Origin of the sequence: Pseudomonas taiwanensis, from assembly GCF_013393345.1 — a bacterium.
Taxonomy (GTDB): domain Bacteria; phylum Pseudomonadota; class Gammaproteobacteria; order Pseudomonadales; family Pseudomonadaceae; genus Metapseudomonas; species Metapseudomonas resinovorans_C.
On record NZ_QJRF01000077.1, the window covers coordinates 98003 to 123616 of the forward strand.

Annotated in this window: 17 protein-coding genes and 1 pseudogene; 9 read left to right on the forward strand and 9 right to left on the reverse strand. The window is 62.3% G+C overall.

What is annotated here, in order from left to right:
* Positions 1-168 precede the first annotated feature (168 nt).
* The 3 genes from DM872_RS29065 to DM872_RS30775 form a co-directional block, all read right to left on the reverse strand.
* Positions 169-903, reverse strand: coding sequence for an alpha/beta fold hydrolase (locus tag DM872_RS29065; RefSeq protein ID WP_179062643.1), 735 nt, complete (start codon positions 901-903; stop codon positions 169-171).
* Positions 904-981: 78 nt separating this feature from the next.
* Positions 982-2169, reverse strand: coding sequence for an acetyl-CoA C-acyltransferase (locus DM872_RS29070; protein ID WP_179062644.1), 1188 nt, complete (start codon positions 2167-2169; stop codon positions 982-984).
* 21 nt (positions 2170-2190) lie between these two features.
* The gene (locus DM872_RS30775) at positions 2191-4533 is read right to left on the reverse strand and encodes an acyl-CoA dehydrogenase (RefSeq protein ID WP_179062645.1); all 2343 of its coding nucleotides are present in this window, start codon (positions 4531-4533) and stop codon (positions 2191-2193) included.
* 120 nt (positions 4534-4653) lie between these two features.
* On the opposite strand from DM872_RS30775, the gene DM872_RS29080 reads away from it, so the two are divergent.
* Positions 4654-5265: a cysteine hydrolase family protein gene (locus DM872_RS29080; RefSeq protein WP_179062646.1), complete on the forward strand. Its 612-nt coding sequence runs from the start codon at positions 4654-4656 to the stop codon at positions 5263-5265.
* A 102-nt stretch (positions 5266-5367) separates the two neighbouring features.
* Here DM872_RS29080 and DM872_RS29085 read toward each other — a convergent pair whose 3' ends face one another.
* From DM872_RS29085 to DM872_RS29110, 6 genes are all read right to left on the reverse strand, one after another.
* Positions 5368-6909 carry an AMP-binding protein gene (locus tag DM872_RS29085; protein ID WP_179062647.1) on the reverse strand — a complete coding sequence of 514 codons (1542 nt, stop codon included), beginning with the start codon at positions 6907-6909 and terminating at the stop codon, positions 5368-5370.
* Positions 6910-6914: 5 nt separating this feature from the next.
* Positions 6915-7709: an SDR family oxidoreductase gene (locus tag DM872_RS29090; protein ID WP_179062648.1), complete on the reverse strand. Its 795-nt coding sequence runs from the start codon at positions 7707-7709 to the stop codon at positions 6915-6917.
* 104 nt (positions 7710-7813) lie between these two features.
* A complete protein-coding gene (locus tag DM872_RS29095) occupies positions 7814-10318 on the reverse strand; it encodes an efflux RND transporter permease subunit (RefSeq protein WP_179062649.1) in 2505 nt (834 codons plus the stop codon).
* Positions 10319-10353: 35 nt separating this feature from the next.
* On the reverse strand, positions 10354-11418 hold the full coding sequence (locus tag DM872_RS29100; RefSeq protein ID WP_179062650.1) for a WD40/YVTN/BNR-like repeat-containing protein: 1065 nt from the start codon (positions 11416-11418) through the stop codon (positions 10354-10356).
* A 105-nt stretch (positions 11419-11523) separates the two neighbouring features.
* Positions 11524-12903 (reverse strand): DUF1329 domain-containing protein, encoded by a 1380-nt coding sequence (locus DM872_RS29105; RefSeq protein WP_179062651.1) that lies wholly within the window; start codon positions 12901-12903, stop codon positions 11524-11526.
* A gap of 39 nt (positions 12904-12942) precedes the next feature.
* Positions 12943-14796, reverse strand: a complete 1854-nt coding sequence (locus tag DM872_RS29110; RefSeq protein ID WP_373273750.1) for a DUF1302 domain-containing protein — start codon at positions 14794-14796, stop codon at positions 12943-12945.
* A 472-nt stretch (positions 14797-15268) separates the two neighbouring features.
* On the opposite strand from DM872_RS29110, the gene DM872_RS29115 reads away from it, so the two are divergent.
* The 8 genes and pseudogenes from DM872_RS29115 to DM872_RS29150 form a co-directional block, all read left to right on the forward strand.
* Positions 15269-17281: an oxidoreductase gene (locus DM872_RS29115; RefSeq protein WP_077523154.1), complete on the forward strand. Its 2013-nt coding sequence runs from the start codon at positions 15269-15271 to the stop codon at positions 17279-17281.
* A 33-nt stretch (positions 17282-17314) separates the two neighbouring features.
* Complete coding sequence (locus DM872_RS29120) at positions 17315-18517, forward strand: acyl-CoA dehydrogenase family protein (RefSeq protein ID WP_179062653.1); 1203 nt, start codon at positions 17315-17317, stop codon at positions 18515-18517.
* Between the two features lie 2 nt (positions 18518-18519).
* On the forward strand, positions 18520-19686 hold the full coding sequence (locus tag DM872_RS29125) for an acyl-CoA dehydrogenase family protein (RefSeq protein ID WP_077523158.1): 1167 nt from the start codon (positions 18520-18522) through the stop codon (positions 19684-19686).
* Positions 19679-21232, forward strand: a complete 1554-nt coding sequence (locus DM872_RS29130) for a class I adenylate-forming enzyme family protein (RefSeq protein WP_077523160.1) — start codon at positions 19679-19681, stop codon at positions 21230-21232. Before DM872_RS29125 ends, DM872_RS29130 begins: the two co-directional genes overlap by 8 nt.
* A gap of 46 nt (positions 21233-21278) precedes the next feature.
* On the forward strand, positions 21279-22298 hold the full coding sequence (locus tag DM872_RS29135; RefSeq protein WP_077523162.1) for a Rieske 2Fe-2S domain-containing protein: 1020 nt from the start codon (positions 21279-21281) through the stop codon (positions 22296-22298).
* A gap of 25 nt (positions 22299-22323) precedes the next feature.
* Complete coding sequence (locus tag DM872_RS29140) at positions 22324-24531, forward strand: acyl-CoA dehydrogenase (RefSeq protein WP_077523164.1); 2208 nt, start codon at positions 22324-22326, stop codon at positions 24529-24531.
* A gap of 34 nt (positions 24532-24565) precedes the next feature.
* Positions 24566-25399 carry a metalloregulator ArsR/SmtB family transcription factor gene (locus tag DM872_RS29145; RefSeq protein WP_077523166.1) on the forward strand — a complete coding sequence of 278 codons (834 nt, stop codon included), beginning with the start codon at positions 24566-24568 and terminating at the stop codon, positions 25397-25399.
* Between the two features lie 6 nt (positions 25400-25405).
* Positions 25406-25576, forward strand: a pseudogene (locus tag DM872_RS29150) (IS5/IS1182 family transposase); the annotation flags it as partial.
* Positions 25577-25614: the final 38 nt, after the last annotated feature.

The window sequence follows — 25614 nt, forward strand, 5'->3', positions numbered from 1 at the left end:
GGGCGTCGATTGCTGTCCGGGCACATCGGGCACCCTCCAACGCCGTTGGAGGGTGTTCCTTCACAAGGCATGCTCGGGCTCGTCCGGCCATGCCTTGTTTTTTTGCGGGGAACAAGCAGGCCCTCGCTCTACTTATCGAAGCATCGCCGAGAGCGACGTCTGCACTGCTCAAGCAAACCGGCGCAACACCTCGGCCAGCAACTCTGGATGGGACACAAAAGGCTCGTGAGGCGTATCGATCTCTACCACCTCCTCACACCCCAGCCGCTCGGCAAAGCGCCGCTGCCAGAGTGGTGGCAGGATATCGTCACGTAAGGTCAGGACGTAGCTCGCCACTATCCCGACCTCCCGGTAACCCCGCCTCGACACAGGCTCGAATTGAGCCGCGGGTGGCGTTTGGTCTTGACTGACTTCGCTGAGCAGCCATTCGAGCTGTGCCGGACTGAGATCCCGACCGAAGATAGCGACACTAAGCGCCTCGGGTGACGTGGCCGCCAGATCAACCGGCCAACCCACCTGCTCCGGATTGTCTCCCTGCCGTCCCGTCCCCAACATCTCCATGATGGTCTGGCCTTCTTTCGGCACGGCCGTGGTCAGGTAGGCCAGACGCGAGAAGAGCGAGGGGTCCTCCACAGCCATCATCGGCAGCAGCACACCTGCAATGGAGTGACCGACCAGGACGCCACCGCACACTCCGAGGGCTCGAAGCTCGTCATTCAGCTCCCGAGTGATGGAGGTCAGCGTCGCGTCCTGCGGATCGCGATGACGCTTGCGCCCACAGCCTGGCATATCCAGCAGGATAATACGGTCGAAGTTATGACCACCCGCACACAGCGTTGCGATCAGAGGCTCCCAGCACCAGGAACCATGCTGACCGCCGTGGAGGAAGATCAAGTCTGCCATTCTGGGTTTCCTTCTCGCCTAGAAATGAACATGGCCGGACATCCCATTTCCAGGATGTCCGGCCATTCATTCAAGCAATCAGCCGTAGACTTCGAACAGCCCGGCTGCGCCCATTCCGCCGCCCACGCACATGGTTACCACCACGTAGCGCACACCACGACGTCGGCCTTCCAGAAGCGCGCTGCCCACCAGGCGCGAACCGGTCATGCCGAAAGGATGACCAAGTGCAATGCCACCACCATTGACGTTGAAACGCGCAGGGTCGATGCCCAGCTTGTCACGGCAATAGAGCGCCTGGCAGGCGAAGGCCTCGTTCAGTTCCCAGAGACCTACGTCGCCGACGGTCAATCCATGCTTCTTCAACAATTGGGGAACCGCTGTGACCGGACCTATGCCCATTTCTTCCGGCGCGCAGCCGGTAACCATGAAGCCGCGATAGGCCCCCAAGGGTTGCAAGCCGCGCTGTTCGGCCAGTCGTGCCTCCATCAGCAGGCAGGCTGACGCACCATCGGACAATTGGCTGGCATTGCCGGCCGTGACGCTGCCACCTTCCAGCACCGGCTTGAGGCTGGCCAGGCCTTCGGCCGTGGTATCCAGGCGCAGACATTCGTCCTTGGCAAACAGGAACTCCCTGTAGCTGACCTCCTTGGTCTCCTTGTTCACCAGCTTGTGCCGGACCTGCAGCGGTACTATTTCCTCATCGAACACCCCCAGGGCCTGGGCTGTTGCAGCGCGACGATTTGCTTCCAGTGCGAAGACGTCCTGTGCCTCGCGGCTGACGCCGAACTTCTTCGCCACAAACTCGGCGGTCTCGATCATTGGCATGTAGGCATGTGGCACGACTTCCACCAGCGCCTCGTCCTTTTCACGTACTGCCCACTCGAGGTAGCTGGGGGTCAGAGCACTGACGTTCTCCGAACCGCCGCCGATCACGACATCCATCTGATCGACCATGATCTGCTTGGCGGCGATGGCCACCGCCATGAGCCCAGAAGCGCACTGCCGATCGACAGTGGAGCCGGCGACATTCACGCCCATTCCGGCACGCAGTGCGGCGGCGCGCGCCAAGTTGCGGCCGGCGGTGCCGGCGCCCATGGCCGCACCAATGATCACGTCTTCCACTTCGGCCGGGTCGATGCCCGCGCGCAGAGCAGCCTGCAGCAGCACATGGCCGGTCATCGAGGGTGACTTGATGTCGTTCAGCGCGCCACGGTGGGCCTTGCCTATGGGGGTACGCGCGGTGGATACGATGACAGCTTCTCTCATGAGGTTCTCCAGATGGCCGCTTCAGCCACGGGGTGCATTGGGCATGTTGAGGACGGCCTTGGCCAGGATGTCCCGCTGAATCTCGTTAGCGCCTGCATAGATGGTCACCGGCCGGGACATCATCAGAGGCCAGTGCAGGTCGGTATGCAGATCGCCCAACTGGACATCGCCCACAATGCCGCCGTACTCGCCGCTGACTTCCAGGTTGAACTCGGTGATCCGCTGCAACAGCTCGGAGACATAGACCTTCAGCACCGAAGCCTCGGCGCCGGGCTCTATGCCTTCCAGGGCGATGCGATCACATAGCTGGGCGTAGAGCAGGCGATAGTCGTGCAGGTCGGCCTGTAGTCCGGCCAGGCGATCGAGTACGCCCCGATCAGTCGAAAGCTGCAGTTGTGCTACCAGACGCTCGGACAGGTCCAGCGCGCTGCCTGCCATGGCCGAACTGCCAAGCCAGATACGCTCATGGCCAAGCAGTGCCTTGGCCACGCTCCAACCCTGGTGCAACTCTCCCACCAGGTTCTCGGCAGGCACCCGCACCGCGTCGAAGAACACTTCGCAGAACTCGTTCTCGCCGGCAATGTTGGCAATAGGCCGAATACTCACGCCGGGAGCCTTGAGGTCGATCAGCAAGAAGCTGATGCCCTGCTGCTTCTTCTCGAACTTGCCGGTGCGCACCAGGGTGAAGATATGGGTGCAATCGGTGGCGTGGGTGCTCCAGATCTTCTGCCCGCTGACGACGAATTCGTCGCCCTCGCGCACCGCCTGGGTGCGCAGGCTGGCCAGGTCAGAGCCGGCGCCCGGTTCCGAATACCCCTGGCACCAGACATCCTCGCAACGCAGGATGCGCGGCAGGTAATAGGCCCTCTGCGCCTCGCTGCCCCACTTGATCAAGGTCGGGCCGAGCTGGGTTTCACCGTTGTCGATAATCCGCCCTACTCCTGCGCGTTCCATTTCCTGCTGGTAAATCCACTGCTTGCTGAAGGAAATTCCCATGCCGCCATGTTCGCGAGGCCAGGCGGGGGCACGCCAGCCATGATCGTCGAGCAGCCGCAGCCAGTTGCACAGGTCATCACCGCGCAGGCGCAGGAACGGGCGCCTGTCATTCTGCTTCAAGTGCTTGGGGTAATACTCTTCCAGCCAGCGCCGCAGACGCAGGCGAAACTCGTCGTCACTCCAGTCACGCGGGTCGCTGGACAGGCTCAAAGCCACGTCCAGCCGGTCGCCACGGGCCAGCTGATCCTGGCGCAGGGACGGATACGCCGCGGCAAAGGCTCGACGGTGGGCCTCTACCGAACCTAGCCAGGCCGCGCCGAACAAAGCCGACCTCAGGTAGAGGCCGATATCCACTTCCTCGGCGAAGCCCATGGCGCCGTGCAACTGCACCGCCTGCTTGCCGGTTATCAGCGCCGCCGTGGCGCAACGTGCCTTGGCAGCGCTAATGGAGGCCAGGGTCTCGGCGGATAGCGGCGCACGCTCATAACAAGTCAGGGCGTGGCGCCATGCTGCGTTCGCCAGGGAGATTTCAATATGCAGGTCCACGCAGCGGTGCTGCACGGTCTGGAATGCGCCGAGGGGGCGCTCGAACTGAACCCGCTGGCTGACATAGTCGATGGTCTGGCGCAGACAACCCGCTGCCTGTCCGGCCAGTTCGGCACCGAGGGCCAAGCGCCCGGCGGCCAGCGCCTGGCGCAACGCCTTTTCAGCACCCTCGCCCACTAGCAACGGTTCGGCGAATAGCAACGGCGCCTGCTGGAAATGCACGTGCGCTTGCGTGCCGATGCCGGCCGCGAAGGCTTCAATGCAGACACCAGGAGCATCAGCCGCGACCGCCACCAAGGCCAACTGGCCCTCCAGCTGAGCGGACACCAGGAGCACCGAGTCGGCCTCACAGCCAAGAACGAACTGCTTGCTGCCGCTCAGCACACCATTCTCGACGCTGCAGGTCGGCAGGCCAGGCTCCAGTAGCCTTGCACCTTCCTGCCAGGCCAGCGCGAGCGGACGTTCAGCCGCCTGCAACCAGCCGGCTAGCTGCGCCACGCCATTGGCCGCGTCCTCGGCGTAAGCGGCATCCAGCAGTACCGACGGCATTACGCAGCAGGCGACGAAAGGCTCGGCCAACAGCCGTTCCCCCATCACTTCTGCCAGTTCGCAGGCTTCTCGCAGGCCAAGTCCGCTTCCACCCAAATGTTCAGGCAGCATGACCGAGGTCCAGCCAAGGTCGGACATGCCCTGCCACAGACAGCGCTCGAGGGGACGTACGCGCCCGATCCAGCCACGCAGGCGGGCCGGCTCATGGTTGCCAGCCAAGAAGTCATTAACCGAGTCCTTGAGCAGTCGCACCACACCAGTATCATCATTCATTTCAGCTTTCTCGCCGCTTAATAACTGATAAACTATCAGCTATAATGCCTCAGCGACGCAACAAGTCAATGCGTTGGAATAGGCTCGCCTCGACAACAACACGTAGAAACTGGAGGTTCCATGCTCAGAGGGTTGGATAAAGGACAGCGCGCTGCGCTGCTGATCAGCGAATGCCAGCAAGGGGTAATCGACCCTGCTCTGTCGCCGTTCCAGAGCCTGGCCGAACAAGCCGCGGCGCGAAATATCGTGCCGCGCATCGCCCGCCTGGCACAGTGCTTCAGGGATGCAGAACTGCCGGTTATTCACTTACACGTGGCGCATCGACCAGGTTACCCCGACCTGCCCCGCACCAGCGCGATCATCGTCCGCTCGGTCAAGGACCAGCGAATGATCGCGGGCAGCCAGGACGTGCTGGCGGTAGATGAACTGCAGCCCCACCCGACAGATATTGTTCACGCTCGCAGTTTTTCCCTGGTGGCTTTCCACGGCACCGAACTGGACGCCATGTTGCGCCACATGGGCGTGCAGACGCTGGTAGCGGTTGGGGTGTCCACCAATGTGGCGATTTCCGGGCTATCTCTCTGCGGCTCGGACCTCGGCTACCAGGTGGTGGTTCCCGAAGACTGCATCGCCGGCGCCTCGGCAGAGAGCCACGAATTCATCCTGCGCAACCTGCTGCCCCTGTACAGCACCGTGTGCGACAGCGATGCAGTGGTGCAGGCGATAAGCTGAGGACCTGCTCTCTGCGCTCTGCGTGGGGGCGGGTTCATTCGCGGATGAATTGGTCCCCCACATTTACCGGACGACCATTGGGCTTCCACCGCCCTCGATGCTTCAGCTGGCGAAGCGCTCCCTGAGGACATGCTTGAGAACCTTGTTCAGGGTCTCGTTGCGCGGCAGGCGCTCCACCAGTTCCAACTGCTCCGGGATCTTCTGCACCATGATCCCGCTGGCCCAGAAGTAAGCGACCATTTCCTCGAACGCAAGCGGCGGCTGGCCCTCGGCAGGCTCGACTACCGCGCAGACCCGCTCTCCCCGCTCGGCGTCGGGTAGGCCTATCACGGCGACTGCGCGCACTTTGGGATGACCGTAGAGAATATCCTCAAGCTCCCGCGCGGAGATGTTCTCGCCCTTGCGGATGATCACGTCCTTGAGGCGCCCGGTGAGCGTCACCCGGCCATCGGTGCGTAGCAGGCCGAGGTCGCCGGTGCGGAAGAAGCCATCAGCATCGAACGCATCCGCTTCCAATGCCTTGTCCGTATAGCCCTTGAACACGCCACGGCCGCGTACTCGTATTTCGCCGCTCTCCCCCACGGCAGCAAGACTACCGTCCGGGCGCACGATGCGCAGCTCTATGTCTTCGACGGGCAGACCTTCGGAGAAGGCCAACTGATCGTCTCCATGGCCGGGGGAACCGGCACAGATCAGCGGCACCTCGGTCATGCCGTAGTTGTGGGTCAGCACGCAGCCCAGTTCGGCCTTCACCTGGTAGTAGAGTTCTGGCGGCTTGGGCGCGCCGCCGCCGCAGAGCAGGCGCAACGATGGTATCAGTGGCTCGCCCGGTTGGCGGCGCTGCTCCGCCAGCAAGGCTTCGTAGTGGGCAGTGCTGCCACCCGTTGTGGTGACACCGAACTGGCGGAAGATGGCCGACGCTTCTACCGCTTGGAACCTATCCAGCAGCACGGCGCTCATGCCGCTGGAAAGCAACATGGCGGTATACATGGCACCGCCTATATGGGCGTAGGGGAACGCCACGGTACCCACATCGGCGGATTCGACTCCCATGGCCCGCGCCAGATTGCGTCCACCGATCATCAGCGTCTGGTCGCTGTGGCAGGCTCCCTTGGGTTCCGAAGTGGTACCCGAGGTGTAGTAGACCCAGCGCACCGCATCGCCGTCTTCCGGGGCCGGTGGAAGGTCGGCGGCCTTGCCCTGGGGCAGGTCGCCGGACATGACGATGACCTGAGGGGGGCGTTCCAGGCTGTCGCGGATGCGCTCGGCCATTGCCGGAAAGTCCCGCTCGGCTGCACCTGGAACCAATAGGAAGTCTGAGCGGTTGCGCTCCACGATGCAGCGCACTTCACGCTCGCCATAGAGCGAAATGATCGGGTTCTGCACGGCCCCCAGGCGCGCCAGCGCAAGGGCGGTCATTACCGCAGTTATCCCGGTGGGCAACTGCCAGGTCACCACCGAGCCAGGTCCGATACCGCGCTGCTGAAAGCCGGCGGCCAGGCGCGCCGAAATATCCAGGCCTTGAGAGAAGCTTAGGTGTAGGCGGCGACGCCCGTCGATCAGCATGTTGGCCTGGGGCGTAAGCACCACTCGGCGCTGCAGCAGTGCCCAGAGCGTTGGTGCTTCCAGGAGTCGATGTTCCATGATGTTTACCAGGCTGCGCGATGTGCGCCGCCATCCACCGGGATCAGGCAGCCGGTGAGGTAACCACCCAGTTCTGAGCAGAGATAGGTTGCCAGGGACGCGATCTCCTCCGGGCGGCCCATTCGCTGCACCGGCACACCACGGGACAAGCGCTGGAGCATGTCGTCCAGGGCCATGCCCTTGGCCGCGGCCATCTTGCCCACCTGATCGCGCATATGCTCGGTGGCGATCCAGCCGGTGGCGAGGGTATTGACGGTAATGCCGAAGGCAGCGAACTCGTCGGCCAGTTGCTTGTTAAGGGTCACCACACCGGCGCGCGCGGTGTTGGCTGCCATCAAGCGCAGCCCAGGCGCAGGTTCCTTGGCAGCGGCCGTGCCAATGGTAAGCAGACGCCCCCAGCGCTGTTCCCGCATATGCGGCAGGGTTGCCCGAGCCAGATGCACCACACTCATCACCAGGCCCTGGAAGGACTCGGTGAAAACGTCGGCGCTGTCCTCCAGAAAGTCCCCGGGATCTCCGCCATGGACGTTGGTGATGACGATATCCGGTGCGCCGAAGGCCTCACGAGCAAGGGCCACGGCCCGCTGGACGTCGGCCTCGCGGGTCAGGTCTGCGCTCACCCCGATAGCCATACCTCCGTTGGCGCGGATGGCCGTCACGGTTTCATCCAGGGCTTGCTGACCACGAGCCACCACCACTACTCGACATCCCTCGACGGCGAGCATCTCGCTGCAGGCCCGGCCTATACCCTTGCTGCCGCCCGAGACCAACGCAATACGTCCATCCAATCCAAGCTTCATGGTTCGATTTCCAAGCATTATTGCGGTTTCAGGCGCACGACAGCAGGCCGGACGGCCTGCTGCAAGAGCCCCGCCCTACCCTGCTTCGCCGCCCGGGCGTTCTATCAGACCGTGGCCCGGTAGTGTCGGGCTCGGCGATCCTCGTCAGCCAATTCCGACTCCGGCTCGGTGGTCTCCCGAGGCTCGCTCCCGGATGGCGCGACCTGGGCCAGCTCACCGCTGGTGGCGGAGGGCAGGAGGAAGTAGGACAGGGCCGGAATCAATACCAGCGCGCCCAGCATGTTCCAGAGGAACATGAAGCTGAGCAGGATGCCCATATCCGCCTGGAACTTGATCGGTGACCAGATCCAGGGCAGCACGCCGGCCGCCATGGTTAGGCCAATCAGTCCAACGATGCGGCCGACGAAATCCAGCGAAGCTTCATAGGATTTGGCCAGGCTAATGCCCTGACGTTGCATGCCGAGTTGGACACTGAGCAGATAGAGGGCGTAGTCAACCCCAACACCGACGCCTACCGCAATCACCGGCAAGGTCGCGACCTTGATGCCGATGTTGAGCATCACCATCAGCGCCTCGCAAAGTATTGAGGTGATGATCAACGGAATCAGTGCCACCACAACCGCACGCCAGCTGCGGAACGTGATGAAACAGAGCAACGCGACGGCGCCATAGAGCACGAAGTGCAAGGTCCAGAAGCTCTGCTTGACCACTATGTTGGTGGTGGCCTCGATCCCGGCACTGCCAGCAGCCAGGATGAATTCCCGGTTTTGCGTGTTGTACTCGGCAGCGTAGTGCTCCACTTCCTGAACTACCTGGTCAAGGGTGGCGGCCTTGTGGTCAGCCAGGTACGCAACTATGGGAGTGATGGCGCAGCTACGGTCGGCCAGTTCCGGGCGGTCCGTGGAGAACATGTTGAAGGCTTGCGTGCGGTTGCTTTCGTTGACCGGGATGGTCATCCACTTGGGGTTGCCCTCGAACGTCCCCGAGGTGGCCAGACGAATACCATCGGCCGGCGAGAAGGTCGTCTGCACGCCTGGCAACTCGCGTAAGCGTGCGCTCAGGCGATCCGCTTCGACTACCGACGCGAACTTGGTGCACTCGCCCAGTGGCGTCTTCAGCATCACAACAAACTGGTCGGTAGACAGGCCGTAGTTCTGGCTGACGAAGGCGACGTCGCGGTTATAGCGGGACTCTGGCCGCAGTTCGGGAGCTCCCGGATTGAGGTCGCCGAATTTGACATGTTGGCTAATCGAAAGCCCGATCCCGGTCAGCACTACCGCAGCGCAAACGGTTGCGGTAGCGCGCCGGCGTTCGGTCAGGCGAATCAGCCAGGTGCGCACGGTCTGCATCGGGCTGCGTCCGGCTTCCAGCTCCTGTGCAGACTGCACGCTGCGCTTTGCCGCAGCAGGGCTGACGCCGAAGTAGGACAACAGCACCGGGATAAGGAACAGCTTGGTGAAGATCAGAACTGCCACGCCAAGGCTGGTGGTCAGCGCCATGTCACGGATCACCGGGATGTCGATGATCATCAGCACAGCGAAGCCGACGATGTTCACCAGCAGCGCCGTAAGGCCTGCCATGAACAGGCGGCGGAAGGTATAGCGGGCGGCGATGTACTTATGGGTTCCGCGCCCCACGTCCTGCATGATGCCGTTCATTTTCTGTGCGCCATGGGACAGACCGATGGCAAAAATCAGGAATGGCACCAGGATCGAATACGGATCGAGCACGTAGCCGAGAACACTGAGCAACCCCAAAAGCCAAACCACGCCGAGCATCGCGCAGAAAACCAGCAGGAGCGTACTGCGCAGGCAGCGGGTGTAGGCCAGCACCAGGGCGCTGGCAATCAGCACCGAGTAGGCGAAGTAGGCCATAACGTCATACAGACCATCGATGAGGTCGCCCACCAGCTTGGCGAAACCGATGATATGAATCTTGATCTTGTCGTTCTCAAGGGAACGAACCTGGCTCTCCAACTGCTTGGAGAACTCAGAGTAATCCAGTGGCTTACCGGTCTCAGGATTGATGTCCAGCAAAGGCACGAAAATCATCGAGGAGCGCAGATTGTTGGCCACATAGCTGCCGACTATGCCGGCACGGGTAATGTTCTCCCGCAAACGCTCCATGGAGGCCGGGCTGCCATCCCAGCGGTCGGGGATAACCGGGCCACCGCGATAGCCTTCTTCCGTGACCTCGGTCCAGCGCAGGCTGCTAGTCCAAAGCCCGCGCATCCAGCCTTGGTCGACACCAGGCATGAGGAACACGGCATCGTTCACTTTCTGCAGTGCCAGCAGGTAGTCCTTGTCGAAGATGTCGCCCTGGGTGTTCTCCACCACGATGCGCGTGGAGTTGCCCATGCCACGCAGGGCGTCGCGATGCTTGAAGTAGTTCTGAATATAGGGGTGGGACTGCGGGATCATCTTCTCGAAGCTGGTATTGACCGGCAGCTTGAGCGCGCTCCAGCCGAAGAACAGGGTCAGCAACGCACAGAGCAGGATGACCACGCCGCGATGGTTGAACACCAGGCGTTCCAACCAGTTCCCGCTTGCTCTGTCGAACTGCTGCGGATCGGAAATGACAGGCATGTCGAGTGCGCTTGAAAAAGCCATATTCGCCTCTTGTTGTTCTGTATTGCGACTGGTGCCTACTGCAGGCTTACTTGGCGTGCACCGGAGTAGCCAACGGTGACCGCCTTGCCACCTGGCAAAAATGCCAGGCTGGAGAATCGTCCGGGCCGGCCGGTGGCTACTGGCGCGAAACTTTCAAGCTTCGCGTCACTAATGCTGACGCGGCCGTCCACGCTGGCCAGCAGGACTCGCCCATCCGGTAGTACCTGGACATCGCTCAGGGCTACTTTCACCCCGGTTTCCAGTGGGGCCCAGGACACGCCATGGTCCAGGGATTTGTAGGCGGTACCACGCAAGCCTGCGGCAATCACGACCTGAGGGGTGACCTCTATGCCGAAGTAACTTCCGGTGTAGCCGGTTTCCACCTGGTCGAAACGCCCGGTGGACTTGTTAAACCGGAAGACGATGCCGCGCTCGGAAGCAATGAAGATCTGCTCGCCGGAACCAGCAATCGCCAGGTAGTGCAGGAATTCCGGGTTATCCACCCGCTCCATCCAGGATTCCCAGGTCTTGCCGCCATCCTGGGTGGCCAGCAGGGTGCCGAACGTGCCGGCAGCAAAACCACGCTGGTCGTCGACGAACCAGACGTCCATCAGCGCCTGCTCCGGGCCGTCCTTGTAGTTCAGTTTGACCCCGTCGAGGTACGTCTGAGCGGCTGCGTCCCCGCTCTCTGCCAGTCTGGTGAAGTGATCCACCAGTTCTTTCGCGGCCTGCCGGCCGTCGTACTGCTTGACCCAGCTTTTTCCCTGGTCAGCACTGTGCAGTACCGCCCCCTCGTGTCCCACCGCCCAGCCTTGCTGTGGCGTTGGGAACTGCACCGCCAGAAGATCGGAGGAAACTGGCGAGTCGACCTGATTCCAGGTCGCCCCGGCGTCGTCGGAGACCATGATCAGCCCCCTGGCGCCAACTGCCACCAGACGATCTCCTGCCGCGGCCACCGCATTAAGGTGTGCTGCCGTCAGATTCCTCACCTGGGAAGCAGGTCGATCCAGCGGATCGACGAAGTCGACTGCTTGCCCGGCGACGGCCTGCAGGCAGTACGGAAGGAGGAGCATCAAGAGCAGATTACGTACAGCAACCATTTCAACCTCACAGCAGCGCCGGACCTTTTTTGCATTCAATCCTTGAACGGCCAGAAAAAAAAGGGGGATTTCTCCCCCCAACGCTCAAACCCTACAGTGGGGCGCTCAGCGCACCCCACCACTCGCCAGCGCCCCGGAAGTGAAGAAACTTGCCGGGTACGGCGGGACCTGGAAGAAACCGGTCATCTTCGGCGCGCCCATCAGGGAGCCGTTGCCGTATACACCCTTGGTCATGTCATAGAGAACATACTGGCCGTTCCGATACGCAGGCTTCTCGTATTGCTGGATGGACGGCTGGTACATCAGGTGATGGACCTTCCCAGCCTGATCCAGCGAGTGGTAGACCAAGATGCTCCAGCTGTCCTCGTCGAGCAGGAAACGCTTGACCTTCTGTACATGGCGTTCGCCCGACTTGAGAGTCGCTTCCACTACCCACACGCGGTGCAGTTCCCAGCGCAGCACATCGGGGTTCAGGTGTTTCGGCGTATTGGCGACCTTCGGATCGACGCTCCAGGCCTTGTACGCGTTGTAAGGCACGTACATCTCCTTACGCCCGACAAGCTTGAAGTCGAACTTGTCCATCTTGCCGTCGAAACCGTTGATTTCATCGAACAGCAGGATGCCGCCGCTGGAGGTACTGACGGTGTCGTACTTGAACTCCGGCGCCAGGCGCACGCGGCGTTGACCAGGCACGTACGACCACGCCATCGCGTCGCGCTCGTGGACGTTCAGGAAGTTGAAACGCATCTGCTTGACACCAGCGGAAGAGGACGGCTCGCTGGTCGACGCGATCAGCGCCCAGTACGGCTGGTTGTCCGGCACCTTCTCGATGTCGTTGTCCCAGTACAGGTTGCGGTTCTCGATTTTCTGGACACTGGTCAGGCTCACGCCGCCGGAACTGTCTATGAGGTAGGCCGCCTGGGTACCCTCGGAGAACGGTAGCTCGTACTTGACGTTGGCGTTCCACATGGCCTCGTAGCCATCCTTGGGGATGGGGAACGGAATTTGCGCATGTGCGCCTTCCAGACCAGGAGCGCCGCCGACCAGCTTGGGGTTCTTCACACGCTTGATGGTGTTGTCATAAACCCATTGCGGATAGCAAGCAGTCCGGTGGGTCGGATAGACATCGACACGGAAGGTGTCCGGGTAGCGCTTGAACAGCTCCTGGGTGCCTTCGTCGAGCTTGTCCTTATACTGAGCAAGGTTGGCCGCGGTAATACTGAGCACCGGCTTTTCGCTGGCAAAGGGATCGACATAGGGCGAGCCACCTTTGGCACCCATGATCGGTTTGTAGTCAGCCGGAGCGCTGCACAGACCACCGTCCCAGGCGGGGATGGTGCCGTCTGCGTTAGCAGCCTTGATCGCCCCGAGAGGCGTCAGGGTGTTACCGAGTTGACTGATCTCTTCATCCGTAGGTGCGGCAACCACCTGGCCTGCGAGCAGCACACCGGTGGCACCCAACATCAACATCTTCTTGTAGTTCATCAACTATTCCCTCACATCGGGCAGGAAAAGGGGAACGGACTAGAAAGTCGCCTTATACGTGAAGGACAACCAGCCATGGTTGTTCTGCACAGCCGCGCCGTTGGTGTAGTCGCTCGTCACGTAGTTACGCGCCGGGTTGACGTCATAGTCGGCGTACGAATCGATCCACTTCAACGTGAAGTTGTGTACCTGGCGGTATTTGCCGCTGATACCGATCGAGTAGTTGTAAGCGTCTTCGGCTGTCCCACCCAGGGTCGGGCTGTTGCCGTCCAGGCCGTAGGCCACGGTAACCGGCATCGACACATCCCAGCCAGGGAACAGCTGTGGCCATTCGGGGGTGAAACCGACCTGCATACCCCAGGAGTCCTTGGTAGCGCAGTTCTCGGTGAAGGCAGTGACGCAGGCGTGGGCGCGATCATTAAAGCGAGCTTCGTTCTCGGTGATCTTGTCCAAGCGGTTGTAGGTCAGTTCGCCTTGCAGTGTGCCCCCTTCCCAGAGCGCAGTCTTGGGTAGCAGGTAAATGCCGTTGACCAGGGCATGCCAGCTATTGCCCCGCGCACCCTCTGCCTCATCATAAGTTGCTTGGGCATTGTCACGTGGCAGTACGGTGTAGCCAGCTACCGAGTTCAGGGCGGTGTTCTTGCGATAAGAAACCTCACCTGCGACGCTGACGGTGCCGATGTTCTTGGTCAAACTGAAGCCGTACAGCTCAGTGTCCCGGGCGTAGTTGAGACGAATGGCGTTGGGCAGCGGCCGGAACACGCCGGGCGCAACCTGAGTCACACCAAGCTGGGTAAAGCTCCAGGGCAGCTTCTCACTGAACTTGCGGTAGTAAAGACCGGCGGTTCCCTCAAGCCAGTAAGGACTCCAGCGCAGGTTCACACCGAAATCACCGGTCTTATCGGGCTCCAGGTCGTCTCCGTTAGGAATGCGGAACACTGCAGGCGCCGAACCCAGATCAGAGCGCGCACCATCGGACGGGGCGAAATAGGTACCGCCCGGCACCAGGCGGAAGGGTTTCCAGTCGAGCAGATACTGCGCCGATAGTGCCAGCTCATCGGTTAGCTGAATGGTGGTGGAAATCTGGTCGAGCGGCAGGAACAGCTCCTTCGCTTCCGAACCCGGGCTGGTGGCCGCCTTGATGGTATCCACCGGACCCTGGGAGTAAGCAATGCTGTTGCCGAGAGTGAACAGCGACTCGCCCCAGTAGACGTTGTGCTGGCCAGCCTTGATGTCTACCCCGACGTTGCCCAGTTGGAAACCGGTGAAGACGAAGGCATCCAGAAACTCCCCGGACGGACCAGCGATATAACGCGTCGCGTAGGAGTTGTAATGGTTGTTGGTGTAGTTACCGCTCCTCGCAAGAGCATCGTTCGGCTCTGCACTGTCCTGGTAGACGTCGTCGTACCAACCAGCAGCACTGACGCGGAAGCCGTGCCTCTTCTGCCAGACGACATCGAGTTCGGTCAGCAGGTCCAGGCGATTGGTCACCATGTCCCCGCGGTCGAATTTATTTTCGGTGTCATCGAAGAAAGGCGAACGGTTGAAATGGTCGTTCTGCCCCTCCATACGCCACCCGGCGTTGTAGCGGATGGTGTTGTCCCAGCGAACTTCGAGGTCCGGATTACCGGTGTCGAAGGGCATGGCCTGTACGCTAGTGGTTCCCGCCGCACCCAGGATCAGCGCGATCGAGCAGGACAGCTTGGAAGGGCTTGGACGGCCAGAAACACCACTGCAAGCACTTCTTGTTTTTGTTCTTTTCACTTGGCTGCATCTCCGATTCAGATCGGTTTTTATTGTCGGTCCCGCACGCCAGGAGGCGGTCGGAACATCGGCAAGGGAGGAGTCGGCCGGCCCACGGTAAAGCCCTATCGACCGGAACTCCTGGGCCATAAGCTAACATACAGTCAGCTTTGCGCAACCCCTTCGCCCAGAAAAAATGATCAGCCCCAAGGTTTCCGTTTCCAATCAGTAACTTAACCATCCTGATGGCGAGTTGACTGCGCAATAACCAAGACCGCCAGCTGGCAAAAAATTCTATCGAGGCAAACGCGTTGCCACATCAAGAATAGCGACCCAGAGCGGCTTAAGCGGGTAATCAGGGCAGGGCCGGAACCCCCGCTGCAGCGACGAACGGCGCTCCTTACTCCTCCCCCACTCCGCTTTGATCATCATTCTCAACGTCAGCAGCAGCGCCATTCCACCTGCTTTGGCCTCCAACTTCATTCTCTCGCATAGCCCCTAGCGCTGTCGCTATAACTGATATATCGTCAGCTATACATCATCAACAGACGCGCCTCGACGACGTCAGGCGAGATCCTGCCTCAGAGGCGAAGGCCAAGAGCGGTAAAACAAGGAGGCAACAATGCCCGACGCTCCCTACCCCCATTTGTTCCAGGACCTGGTCCTGCGCAACCTGCGAATTCCCAACCGCACAGTGATGGCACCGATGTCCACCAACCTGGGCAGCACGGATGGTTTCGTTACCCCCGAGCAGATCGCCTTCTATCGCGAACGCGCGGCCGGCGGCACGGGGATGATCATCGTCGAGTTCTGCTGCGTGGAAGGCGCGACCGGCCGCTCCGAGCATCGCCAACTGACTCTGGAATCCCCAGCCCAGGTGGCCGGGCACCAGCGCCTGGTGGAAGCCATTACCTCCGCCGGCGCGGTTGCCTGCCTGCAGCTGCAGCACGGCGGTCGCGGCGCCAAACGCGACCTCCTGGCAGATGGCATGCCCATCGCGCCCAGTGATGTCGCTACGCGCTCTGGTCGACTGATGGCGCGCGCCATGGACGACGCCGAGGTCGAGCGCCTGATCGAGGCCTTCGGCCGCGCTGCCGAACTGGGTGTGCAGGCCGGTTACCAGGCCGTCGAACTGCACGGCGCCCACGGCTACCTGCTGACGTCCTTCCTCTCGCCCTACTCCAACCAACGTACCGACCGTTGGGGCGGGGACGAGGAACGCCGGCTCAATTTTCCGCGTCGGGTAATTCAGCGGGTACGACAGAGCATCGGCGACCGGCCATTGATCTTCCGCCTGTCAGCGGACGAGTTCACCCCTGAAGGCCTTTCCATCGACGACATGGAGCGCATCGCGCCCAAGCTTGTCGCGGCCGGGGTGGATGCCTTGCACGTTTCCATCGGCCTGGGCTGGACCAGTTTCGACAAGGTAGTGGAACCCATGTCCACCCCCGAAGGTTGGCGCCTCCCCTACTCCCGGCGCATTCGCGCCGCCACCGGCATACCCGTAATCAGCGTCGGCCAGATCCGCTGGCCGGAAACCGCCGAGCGGGCTATTCGCGACGGCGACGCCGACATGATCGCCCTCGGCCGGCCGCTGTTGGCCGACCCGGAGTGGGCGAACAAGGCCCGACGTGGCGAACGAGACTGCATCCGCCCCTGCACGTCCTGCAATTACTGCGTTGCCATCAGCTCGGCTGCCGACGGGGCCATCGGATGCGCCGAAAACCCGCGCACCGGCCATGAGTTGGACAGCCTGCCGGACGCTGGTAGCCGACGGGGCCAACGCGCCGTGGTGATTGGCGGCGGCCCTGGCGGCATGGCCGCAGCGCTCATGCTCCAGCAGGCTGGATTCGCCACCGAGCTGCACGAGTCTCGCTCTGTACTGGGTGGCGGCCTGATAGCTTCGGCTGCCCCTCCTTTCAAGGACAAGCTCACCTGGTACCTGGACTACCTGCACCGCCAGCTTGAGCGAAGCGAGGTAGTGGTGCGCCTGGGAAGCCGGGTAGGCCTGGCCGATCTCACCCAAGGTGAAGCTCCGGCCATCGTCCTTCTGGCTACCGGCGGCCAGCCTATCCGTATGCCTATACAGGGCGCGGACGGCCCTGCCGTACGCGACGCCTACGAGCTGCTGATGGGTGACAGCGCGCGCCTGCCCGTCGAGATCGGCGAGCGGCCGGTGCTGGTCTATGGCGGCGGAGAGACCGGTTGTGAAACCGCCGAACTGCTCAGCGAACAAGGTCATGAGGTCGTGCTAGTGAGCCGTTCTCCGGCCGAACAACTCGCTCGCTCGGCGGAGATGATCTACCGGGGCGTACTCAAGCGCCGCCTGCTGGAAAACCCACGCATCCAGATTCAGGACAACGCCAGCATCGAGCGCATCGACGACGACGGTCGCGTGCTGCTGCGCCACCAAGACGGCAGCAGCAGCGAGTTGCAGACCAGTGCCGTACTCATCGCCCAGGGTCGACGCCCTGACGAGAGCCTACTGCGCGGCCTGCTGGAGGCCCAGTTGCCGGTCACCGTGATCGGCGACGCGCGTCGCGGTGGACGTATCGGCGATGCGGTCCATGACGCCTACCGCGCGGTCCACAGCCTTTGCTCCGGAACGGCGCCACTGCGCCCTCTGGCCTGCTGATCGAGAACAGGAAATCTGTTGAAGGAAATTGCCATGCAACTGAATCTCTCCCCGGAAGACGAAGCGTTTCGCGACGAAGTCCGCGCCTTCCTCAAGGCCAACCTGCCCGGCGATGTGATTCGCCGCAGCCGCACCGGCATGCATCCGCCAAACGAGGATGACCGCCGCTGGTGGAATCGGGCCCTGCATGACAAAGGCTGGGCCGCTCCCCATTGGCCGGTAGAGTATGGCGGAACCGGTTGGTCGCACCTCAGGACCCACATCTTCGAGTACGAATCCTGGCTGGCGGGCGCCCCTGAGCTGCGCTGGCAGGGTCTGCGCCTGATCGGGCCCGTTCTCTATACCTTCGGCAGCCCGGAGCAGAAGGCCCGATATCTGCCGGCCATCCTCAAGGGCGAGGAAATGTGGGCCCAGGGCTTCTCCGAGCCGGGCGCAGGCTCCGACCTGGCATCGCTCAAGACCAACGCAGTGCTCGACGGCGACCATTATGTGATCAACGGCCAGAAGCTCTGGACTACCGAAGGTCAGTACTGCGAGCAGGGCTTCTTCCTGGTTCGTACCGAGAACAGCGACCGTCCGCAGAAAGGCATCTCGATGATCATCATCGACATGCGCACGCCAGGCGTCACCGTGCGCCAGATCCCCATGATCAATGGCGAGGGTTCTACCTGCGAGGTGTTCCTCGACAATGTCCGGGTGCCGCGCGAGAACCTGATCGGTCAGCCGGGCAGCGCTTGGACCCAGGCCAAGTTCCTTCTTTCCAACGAGCGTACCTCCAGCGCCGACCTGTACAAGGCGCGTGGCGACCTGGAACGCATTCGCACCATTGCCAGCCAGGAACTCAAGGACGGCCGCCCACTGCTGGAGGATCCGAACTTCGCCCGTCGCTTCGGCGCCTTGCGTCTGGAGGTAGAGGCCCTGGAATGGTCAGTGTTGCGGGTAATGCACGAAGCCCCCAGCCGCCATCCTATCGCTGCCTGCGCCTCGGTACTCAAGGTACGCGGCTCCAGCCTGCAGCAGAAGCTCACCGAGATGATGGTGGAAGCCCTGGGTCAGCGCAGCCTGCGCCAGTACCGCCGCGACGAGGCCTACGCCGAGCCGACCGGCAACCCACTCTGGCCGGCCTATACAGCGGGCGTGACCACCGACCTCATGTACCTTCGGGCCTGCACCATCTATGGCGGTGCCATGGAAGTCCAGAAAAACATCATCGCCAAACTGGCGTTCGGATTCTGACCATGAACTTCGATCTCTCTGATGAGCAGAAACTGCTCGCCGACAGCGCCGAGCGCTACATCCGCGAACGCTACACCTTCGAGGACCGCCGGCACCTGTTCAAGAACCCCGAAGGCTTTTCACGCCAGCACTGGAACGCCTTCGCCGAAATGGGCTGGTTGGCCCTGGACATTCCCGAGGAATTCGGCGGCCTGGGTGGCAGCAGCCATGATCTGGCTCTGCTGATGGAACAGCTGGGAGGCGGCCTGGTCGCCGAGCCACTGGTGGACACCGCCGTGCTCTGCGCTCGCCTGCTGCGAGCCTGCGACAACCCCGAGTTGCGCGAACGCCTTCTCGGCCAGATAGCCACTGGCGAAGTGGTACTGGCGCTGGCGCACCAGGAACAGCAGATGCGCCACGAGTACGACTTCGAGCTGACTACCAAGGCCCGTCCAGTGTCCAACGGCTGGAGCCTTTCCGGCGTCAAGCACCGGGTCTTCCACGGCGCCAGCGCCGACCACTGGGTGGTGAGTGCCGAAATCGAAGGCACCGGTGATTTCGCCCTGTTCCTGGTCGAGCGTCACCCGGTGGGGGCGGTGCTGGACAGCTACGAGCTGATCGACGGAACCCGCGCGGCTGACATCACCCTGGACCATGTAGTAATTCCGGAAAGCGCCCTGCTCATTCGCGGCGAGGCAGCCCAGGAAATCCTGGAGGAAGCCCTCGACCACGCAGTGTTGGCTACCAGCGCCGCGTGCCTGGGCTCCATGGAGCAGGTCATGGCCATGACCGCCGATTACCTCAAGACCCGTGTGCAATACGGGCAGCCCCTGGCCCAGTTCCAGGCCCTGCAACACCGCATGGCGGAAATGTTCGTCGAGACCGATCAGGCGCGCTCCATGCTGTTCAGCGCCATTCGAGCAGTGGAATCAGGCGATCCCCTGCAACGCCGCCTGGCCATTTCCGGTGCCAAGGTGGTGGTGTCCCGCGCCCAGTACTTCGTCAGCGGTCAGGGCATCCAGCTCCATGGCGGCATCGGCACTACCGACGAATACGCCGTGGGCCACCACTACAAGGCCGCAGTGGTCTACGACAAGCGCTTCGGCGATAGCGAATTCCACCTCGACCGCTCCAACGCCGACCTGAGACCGGCCGATGGTCGCCCCCTGCGGAGTGCCCTCAATGCATGACTACCTGCCCCTTTCCTTCGCCGACGACCTGGAGCAGCGCGCCCGCTTCTACACCGATGAGCCGGCCTATATTCAGAACGAGCGGCGCATCAGCCACGGCGAGCTCCTGACCAGCGCCAGGCTGATCGGCTCTGCCATCTATCGGGCTGGAGTACGCCGCCAGGACCGTGTCGGCATCCTGTCGATGAACTCCATCGAGTTCGGCGAAATAATGGCCGCCACCCAGTGGGCTGGTTTCATCCTGGCGCCGGTCAACTTCCGCCTGGCGCCAGCGGAGATCGCCAGCATCATCCGCGACGGCGCGCCCAAGCTGTTCTTCTTCGAGGCCCAGTACCTGCCGGTAATGGAGCAACTGCGCCATGAGCTGCCTTCGGTACAGACCTACGTCTGCATCGGAGGCGAAACCGACTGGGCCGTGCATCACGAGGACTTCTTCAGCACCGGGGACGAGGCCGGCCCGCCGATTCGTTCCAACGAGGAAGACATCTGCTGCCTGATTTACACCAGCGGTACAACCGGCAAGCCCAAGGGCGTGATCTGGGGTCATCGCGAATACCGCCAACTGGCTCAGGTGGATACCTGGTTGTGCGACATGCAGCAGCCGGATGTCACGCTGATCGTCATGCCCATGTTCCATCTGGGCGGCATGGTCATCAGCCTGTCCCAGCACGTGCGTGGTGGCGCCGCCTACCTGCAGCGCCAGTTCGAGCCACTGGACGTGCTCAAGGCCATTGAGCAGGAACGCCTCAGCATCCTGCTGCTCGCTCCGACCATGGTCCAGATGGTGCTCGACCACCCGTATGTGGCCGAGGCCGATCTTTCCAGCGTCCGCACCATCATCTATTCCGCTGCGCCCATGCCGGTACCGGTCCTCAAGCGCGCCATCGAGGTATTTGACGGCTGCGGTTTCGTCAACCTCTTCGGTCAGAGCGAGATCTGCATGTTCTGCCTCTCTCCGGAACAACACCGGCCGGATGGCAGCGAGAAGGATCGCAAGCGACTCGGCTCGGTGGGCAAGCCATACCCCAACCTGCTGGCCAAGGTGGTAGATGAGAACGGCGACGAGTGCCCAATGGGCGAACCCGGCGAAATCCTCGCCAGGAGCAGCGCCATGTTCCGCGGCTACTGGAACAACCACGGCGCCACCCTGGAGACCCTGCGCGACGGCTGGTGCCATACCGGCGACATGGGCCGCTTCGACGAGGACGGCTTCCTGTACCTGGTGGACCGCAAGAAGGACATGATCATCACCGGCGGCGAGAACGTGTACTCCCGCGAAGTGGAAGAAGCTCTGCTGCAGCACCCTGCCGTATCGGAATGCGCGGTGATTGGCATCCCCGATGCCAAGTGGGGAGAAAACGTCTGTGCGGTCATCACCTTCAAGACCGGCCACAGTGCCAGTGAAGCTGATCTCATCGAGCACAGCCGCAGTCTTATCGCCAGCTACAAGAAGCCGAAGAAGGTCATAGTCGTAGACGCCCTGCCCAAGCTGGTGACCGGAAAGGTCAACAAGATCGAATTGCGCAATCTCTACGCCAAGCCCTGAAGCACGGCATGCTGCTGAAAACAACAAGAAGAGGCATAGAAAAAAGATGCTCAACCTGTCCATGAAGCCCACCGGCTGGTTCCAGATCGGCTGGAGTGCGGAAATCCCCCCAGGCGGCGTCAAGCCGATGAAGTACTTCGGGCATGAGCTAGTGGCTTTTCGCAGCGACGCCGGTGTACTGACCGTGCTCGACGCCCACTGCCCGCATATGGGCGCCCATCTGGGCTACGGCGGCAAGGTAAAGGGTGACTGCATAGCCTGCCCCTACCACGGCTGGGAGTGGGGAGCTGAGGGGCAGAACACCCTGATTCCGGGCGAGGAGCGCAAGATTCCAAAGAAGATGCGCAAATGGCATGTAGTGGAGCGCCACGGCATCCTCTTCCTCTGGCATGACCCGTCGAACCTTGGAGGCCAGCCCCGTGAAGGCTGGGAGCTGCCGGATACCTTCGCACACCCGGAACTTCCGGCGGATCCCAAAGATTTCTATCCCTGTTATCCCGATGCCATCGTCTTCAAGCCCGACGAGCGTATCCATCCGCAATTGATGACTGAGAACGCAGCGGATACCGCGCATTTCCGCTATACGCACAATGCCCCGGAAGATCCTGTGCTGCTGGACTTCGACACCAGTACCAGGGTGTGGAAGTCGCAGATGGGCTTCCTCAATAAGCACACCAAGGAAATCGCCCTGCGCCTGCACGCGCGCAATGCTGGCGTGGGCCTGTCCTTCACCATCTTCGAACACGGCGCGCTGGGCCGCCGACTGGTGCTTTCCTGCACGCCGGTGGACGACGAGAGCTCGGATCTGCGCGTCAGCTACTTCTTCCCACGCGATCCGAAGTCGCCTGACGTAATGCCCCAGCACGTGCGTGAAATGGCCCGACAAACCGAGGAGCTGTTCGAGGAGGACGCGCGCATGTGGCGTCACCAGCGCTTCCGCCAGCAACCGATCTTCGCCAAGCGGGACGTCGCCGGCTACCGCGCCCTGCGTGAATGGTGCAAGCAGTTCTATGAGGCCGAAGGCTACCCGAGGGGGCCGCTGAAGGTGATGGAAGACGAGCAGTAACCCCCACCAGCATTGAGGTTTTGCCATGAATTTGTCGTTTACCGAAGAACAACTGATGCTGCGAGACACGGTCGCTCGGTTGTTCGCCAGCGAATCCACCCCGACTCGCGTGCGCGAAGCCGAAGCCGACGGCTTCGACCGGAACCTATGGGAAAAGCTGGTGGAGCTCGGCATCCCCATGATGCGGGTCCCGGCCGAAGCCGGTGGCAGCGACATGGGAATGCTGGAAGCCCTGCTGGTTGCCGAGGAAGCCGGTCGCCATCTCGTCAGCGCGCCCATAGCCGAAAGTCTGCCTGCGGCACGCCTGCTGGCCCAATTGGACGGTCCCGAAGCGGCCGAGTTGCTGTCGCGTATCGCTCAAGGTGCGGTGGTCAGCCTGCTACCACAGCCGTTGGACGAAACAGCGCCGTTGGTGCTACCGGGCGCGCGCGCCGCCGAGGCAGTGCTGGCCATGGAGGGGAAGCGGATTTTTGCCTTGCGCGGAGAGGCCCTGCAACGGCAACAGGTCAATCTAGGCAGCGACAGCTGCGTCGTGCTGGACATCAACGAATTGGCCAGTTTGGAGCGCCAGCACCTGGCCTCCAGCGATGGTGCGCGCCGCACCTTTCTCGCGGCGGTGGAAGAATGGAAGCTGCTCAAGGGTGCCATGCTCGCCGGACTGGCTCGCCAGGCTATCCAGTTGGCCGCCGACTATTCTTGCGAGCGTTCGCAGTTCGGCAAGCTCATAGGCAGCTTCCAGGGTATCGCTCATCCCCTGGCTGACGCTCTGACCGAAATCGAAGGTGCCCACTTGTTACTCTGGCATGCTGTCTCCGCCATCGCTCGCAACGAGCCAGATGCCTCCGCCCTGGTGCCCATGGCCTGGTGGTGGTCCGGACAGTCCGCAAACCGTGCCGTGGCCCGAGCCCTGCACAGCTTCGGTGGCTACGGCGTGTCGCTGGAGTACGACATCCAGCTGTACTATCGCCGCGCTCGCGCCTGGTCCCTGCTGACCGGCGATCCGGTACAGGAGTTGGACGCCATCGCCGATCGTCTCTGGAATCCGGAGTCCGACACACCACTGCCCGAAGCCGGCGAGGTGAGCCTGGAATTCGGCTACGGCGACGCGGCGGCGCGCTTCGCCGAAGAAGTACGTACCTTCTTCGAGACCAACCTGACCGACGACCTCAAGGCCCACGCCCACCACTCGGTGGACGGCTACCATGCGGGCTTCAACCGCCAGTTGGCCGAGGCCGGATTGCTCTACCCGCACTGGCCGGAAGAATGGGGTGGTCGTGGCAAGAACGCCTTTGACATGCACGCCCTGCAGGAGGTCTTCGAGTCGTTCAACTGGCAGCGCATCACTGGCCCCATCACCAACCAGGTGGCGCAGATCGTCATGCGCTTCGCCTCCGAGGAGGCCAAGCAAGAGGCGCTGCCCCGCTTCGCCCGCGGCGAGGCCCTGGCCTGCCTCGGCTTCAGCGAACCGTCCTGCGGCTCCGATGTTTTCGCAGCCAGGACCCGCGCCACCCGCACCGTCGAGGGCGACTGGCTGATCGAGGGACAGAAGATTTTCACCACCGCGGCGAACCTGGCCGATTACTGTTTCCTGCTCGCACGCACCGATCCGGACGCACCGAAACACGCCGGCCTGACCCTGTTCCTGGTGCCGATGGACCTGCCGGGCATCGAGGTGCACCCGGTGTACACCGTGCAGGACGAGCGCACCAACATCACCTACCTGAGCGGCGTGCGCCTGCCCGACCGCTACCGCGTCGGCGAGGTCAACGCTGGCACCTCGGTGATGGCCGCGACCCTGGAGCTGGAGCACAGCGGCGACCAGTACCGCATCAGCTTCTGGAACATGTACCGTCACGCTGTGGACTGGGCCCGCGAACAGGGCCGCCTGGGCGAGCAGGATGTGCGCCGCCGCCTGGCCAAGGTCGCGGTGCACACCACCATCGCTCGCGACCTCTGCTACCGCGCCACCTGGTCGGTCCAGGCCAAAGCCCCGAACCGCGCCGCCTACGGGCCCATGTCCAAGCTGTTCTCCACCGAGCAGTATCAACGCGATGCGGTCGATCTGATGGAGCTATGCGCGCCCTACTCGCTGCTCCGCGACGACCACGGTGTCGGCCTGGTCGAACTGGGGTACCGCCAATCCATCGGCATGACCATCTACGGTGGCACCAGCGAAATCCACCGCAGCCTGATTGCCGAACAAGGGCTGGGTATGCCCCGCTCCCGGACGTGACCGATATGGACCGATTCCTTACAGACCCTGCACGATGCTGACCTCGAATGCCGCCGACGACCGTCTGCAAGGCGATGTCCTGTTCCGTCCACTGGCCGATGCCACCCGGCGAGCGATCTTTCGATTGCTGCTGGACGGCCCCAAGACGGTAAAAGTGATCACCGCCGAACTGCCGGTCACTCAGTCGGCGGTATCCCAACACCTGAAGGTGCTCAAGCTCGCCAATCTGGTGTTCGAGCGGCGCCTCGGCCGTATGCGGCTCTATGCGGCAAACCCAGCGGTGCTGGAGAGGCTATCGTTGCAATTCAGCGACCTGCGGGACAGGGTGTTGGAAACGGTAGAAGCGCAACACGCACCGACGACGCAACGCGAATTCGACGAGATCGACAGCACCATGGAGCACTGGGCGCAGGCCTGGCCGGAGCATGACAGCCTATCGGTGGGCATTATCGTCCGCCTGCGCCTAGTGGCCACCTACCTGGAAAGTCTCTCGGAGCGAGCCGCGTCCCGCTTCAACCTGAGCAGCGCACAGGTGCTGTTGCTGGCCACACTCGATCGCCCGGATGCGCCACGGGAATGCAGCCAAGCCGATCTGGTGCGGATCTGCCCTATCCCCTTGCCGGCAACCTCGCGGCACATCGAACGTACCGAGCAAGTTGGCCTGATCAGTCGCCGTCGCGACCCAGCCGATGCCCATGCGCAACTAATTAGTCTTACCGAATCCGGTCGCGAGCTGATCCACCGGCTCCTCTGTTCACAGCGCGAACTCGAGCATTCGCCGGTGTATCGCATGAGCGTGGAGGAGCGCTTGCAGTTGGCCAAGCTACTTCGCCCACTGCTTCGCAACCTCAAGCGAGAGCTCGACTAGGGAAACGCTGAAGAAGACTTCCCGTTTCGGGTGATCAAGCGCCAGTTCGGTTACGTGAAGGTGCGCTTCCGGGGACTGGCGAAGAACACCGCGCAGTTGGTGACGCTGTTCGCCCTGTCGAACCTGTGGATGGCACGTCGGCATTTGCTGGCAACCACAGGTGAGGTGCGTCTGTAATGCGGAAACTGACTGTCGCGAGGTGCCCGCGGCGGCGA

Excerpts from the sequence above, each read along its gene's own strand:
- DM872_RS29070 (WP_179062644.1), bottom strand. The coding sequence starts at position 2,169 with ATGAGAGAAGCTGTCATCGTATCCACCGCGCGTACCCCCATAGGCAAG.
- DM872_RS29085 (WP_179062647.1), bottom strand. The coding sequence starts at position 6,909 with ATGGAACATCGACTCCTGGAAGCACCAACGCTCTGGGCACTGCTGCAG.
- DM872_RS29130 (WP_077523160.1), top strand. The coding sequence starts at position 19,679 with ATGCATGACTACCTGCCCCTTTCCTTCGCCGACGACCTGGAGCAGCGC.
- DM872_RS29140 (WP_077523164.1), top strand. The coding sequence starts at position 22,324 with ATGAATTTGTCGTTTACCGAAGAACAACTGATGCTGCGAGACACGGTC.
- DM872_RS29120 (WP_179062653.1), top strand. The coding sequence starts at position 17,315 with ATGCAACTGAATCTCTCCCCGGAAGACGAAGCGTTTCGCGACGAAGTC.
- DM872_RS29115 (WP_077523154.1), top strand. The coding sequence starts at position 15,269 with ATGCCCGACGCTCCCTACCCCCATTTGTTCCAGGACCTGGTCCTGCGC.
- DM872_RS29095 (WP_179062649.1), bottom strand. The coding sequence starts at position 10,318 with ATGGCTTTTTCAAGCGCACTCGACATGCCTGTCATTTCCGATCCGCAG.
- DM872_RS29145 (WP_077523166.1), top strand. The coding sequence starts at position 24,566 with ATGCTGACCTCGAATGCCGCCGACGACCGTCTGCAAGGCGATGTCCTG.
- DM872_RS29065 (WP_179062643.1), bottom strand. The coding sequence starts at position 903 with ATGGCAGACTTGATCTTCCTCCACGGCGGTCAGCATGGTTCCTGGTGC.
- DM872_RS29080 (WP_179062646.1), top strand. The coding sequence starts at position 4,654 with ATGCTCAGAGGGTTGGATAAAGGACAGCGCGCTGCGCTGCTGATCAGC.
- DM872_RS29090 (WP_179062648.1), bottom strand. The coding sequence starts at position 7,709 with ATGAAGCTTGGATTGGATGGACGTATTGCGTTGGTCTCGGGCGGCAGC.
- DM872_RS30775 (WP_179062645.1), bottom strand. The coding sequence starts at position 4,533 with ATGAATGATGATACTGGTGTGGTGCGACTGCTCAAGGACTCGGTTAAT.
- DM872_RS29105 (WP_179062651.1), bottom strand. The coding sequence starts at position 12,903 with ATGAACTACAAGAAGATGTTGATGTTGGGTGCCACCGGTGTGCTGCTC.
- DM872_RS29100 (WP_179062650.1), bottom strand. The coding sequence starts at position 11,418 with ATGGTTGCTGTACGTAATCTGCTCTTGATGCTCCTCCTTCCGTACTGC.
- DM872_RS29135 (WP_077523162.1), top strand. The coding sequence starts at position 21,279 with ATGCTCAACCTGTCCATGAAGCCCACCGGCTGGTTCCAGATCGGCTGG.
- DM872_RS29110 (WP_373273750.1), bottom strand. The coding sequence starts at position 14,796 with ATGGCCCAGGAGTTCCGGTCGATAGGGCTTTACCGTGGGCCGGCCGAC.
- DM872_RS29125 (WP_077523158.1), top strand. The coding sequence starts at position 18,520 with ATGAACTTCGATCTCTCTGATGAGCAGAAACTGCTCGCCGACAGCGCC.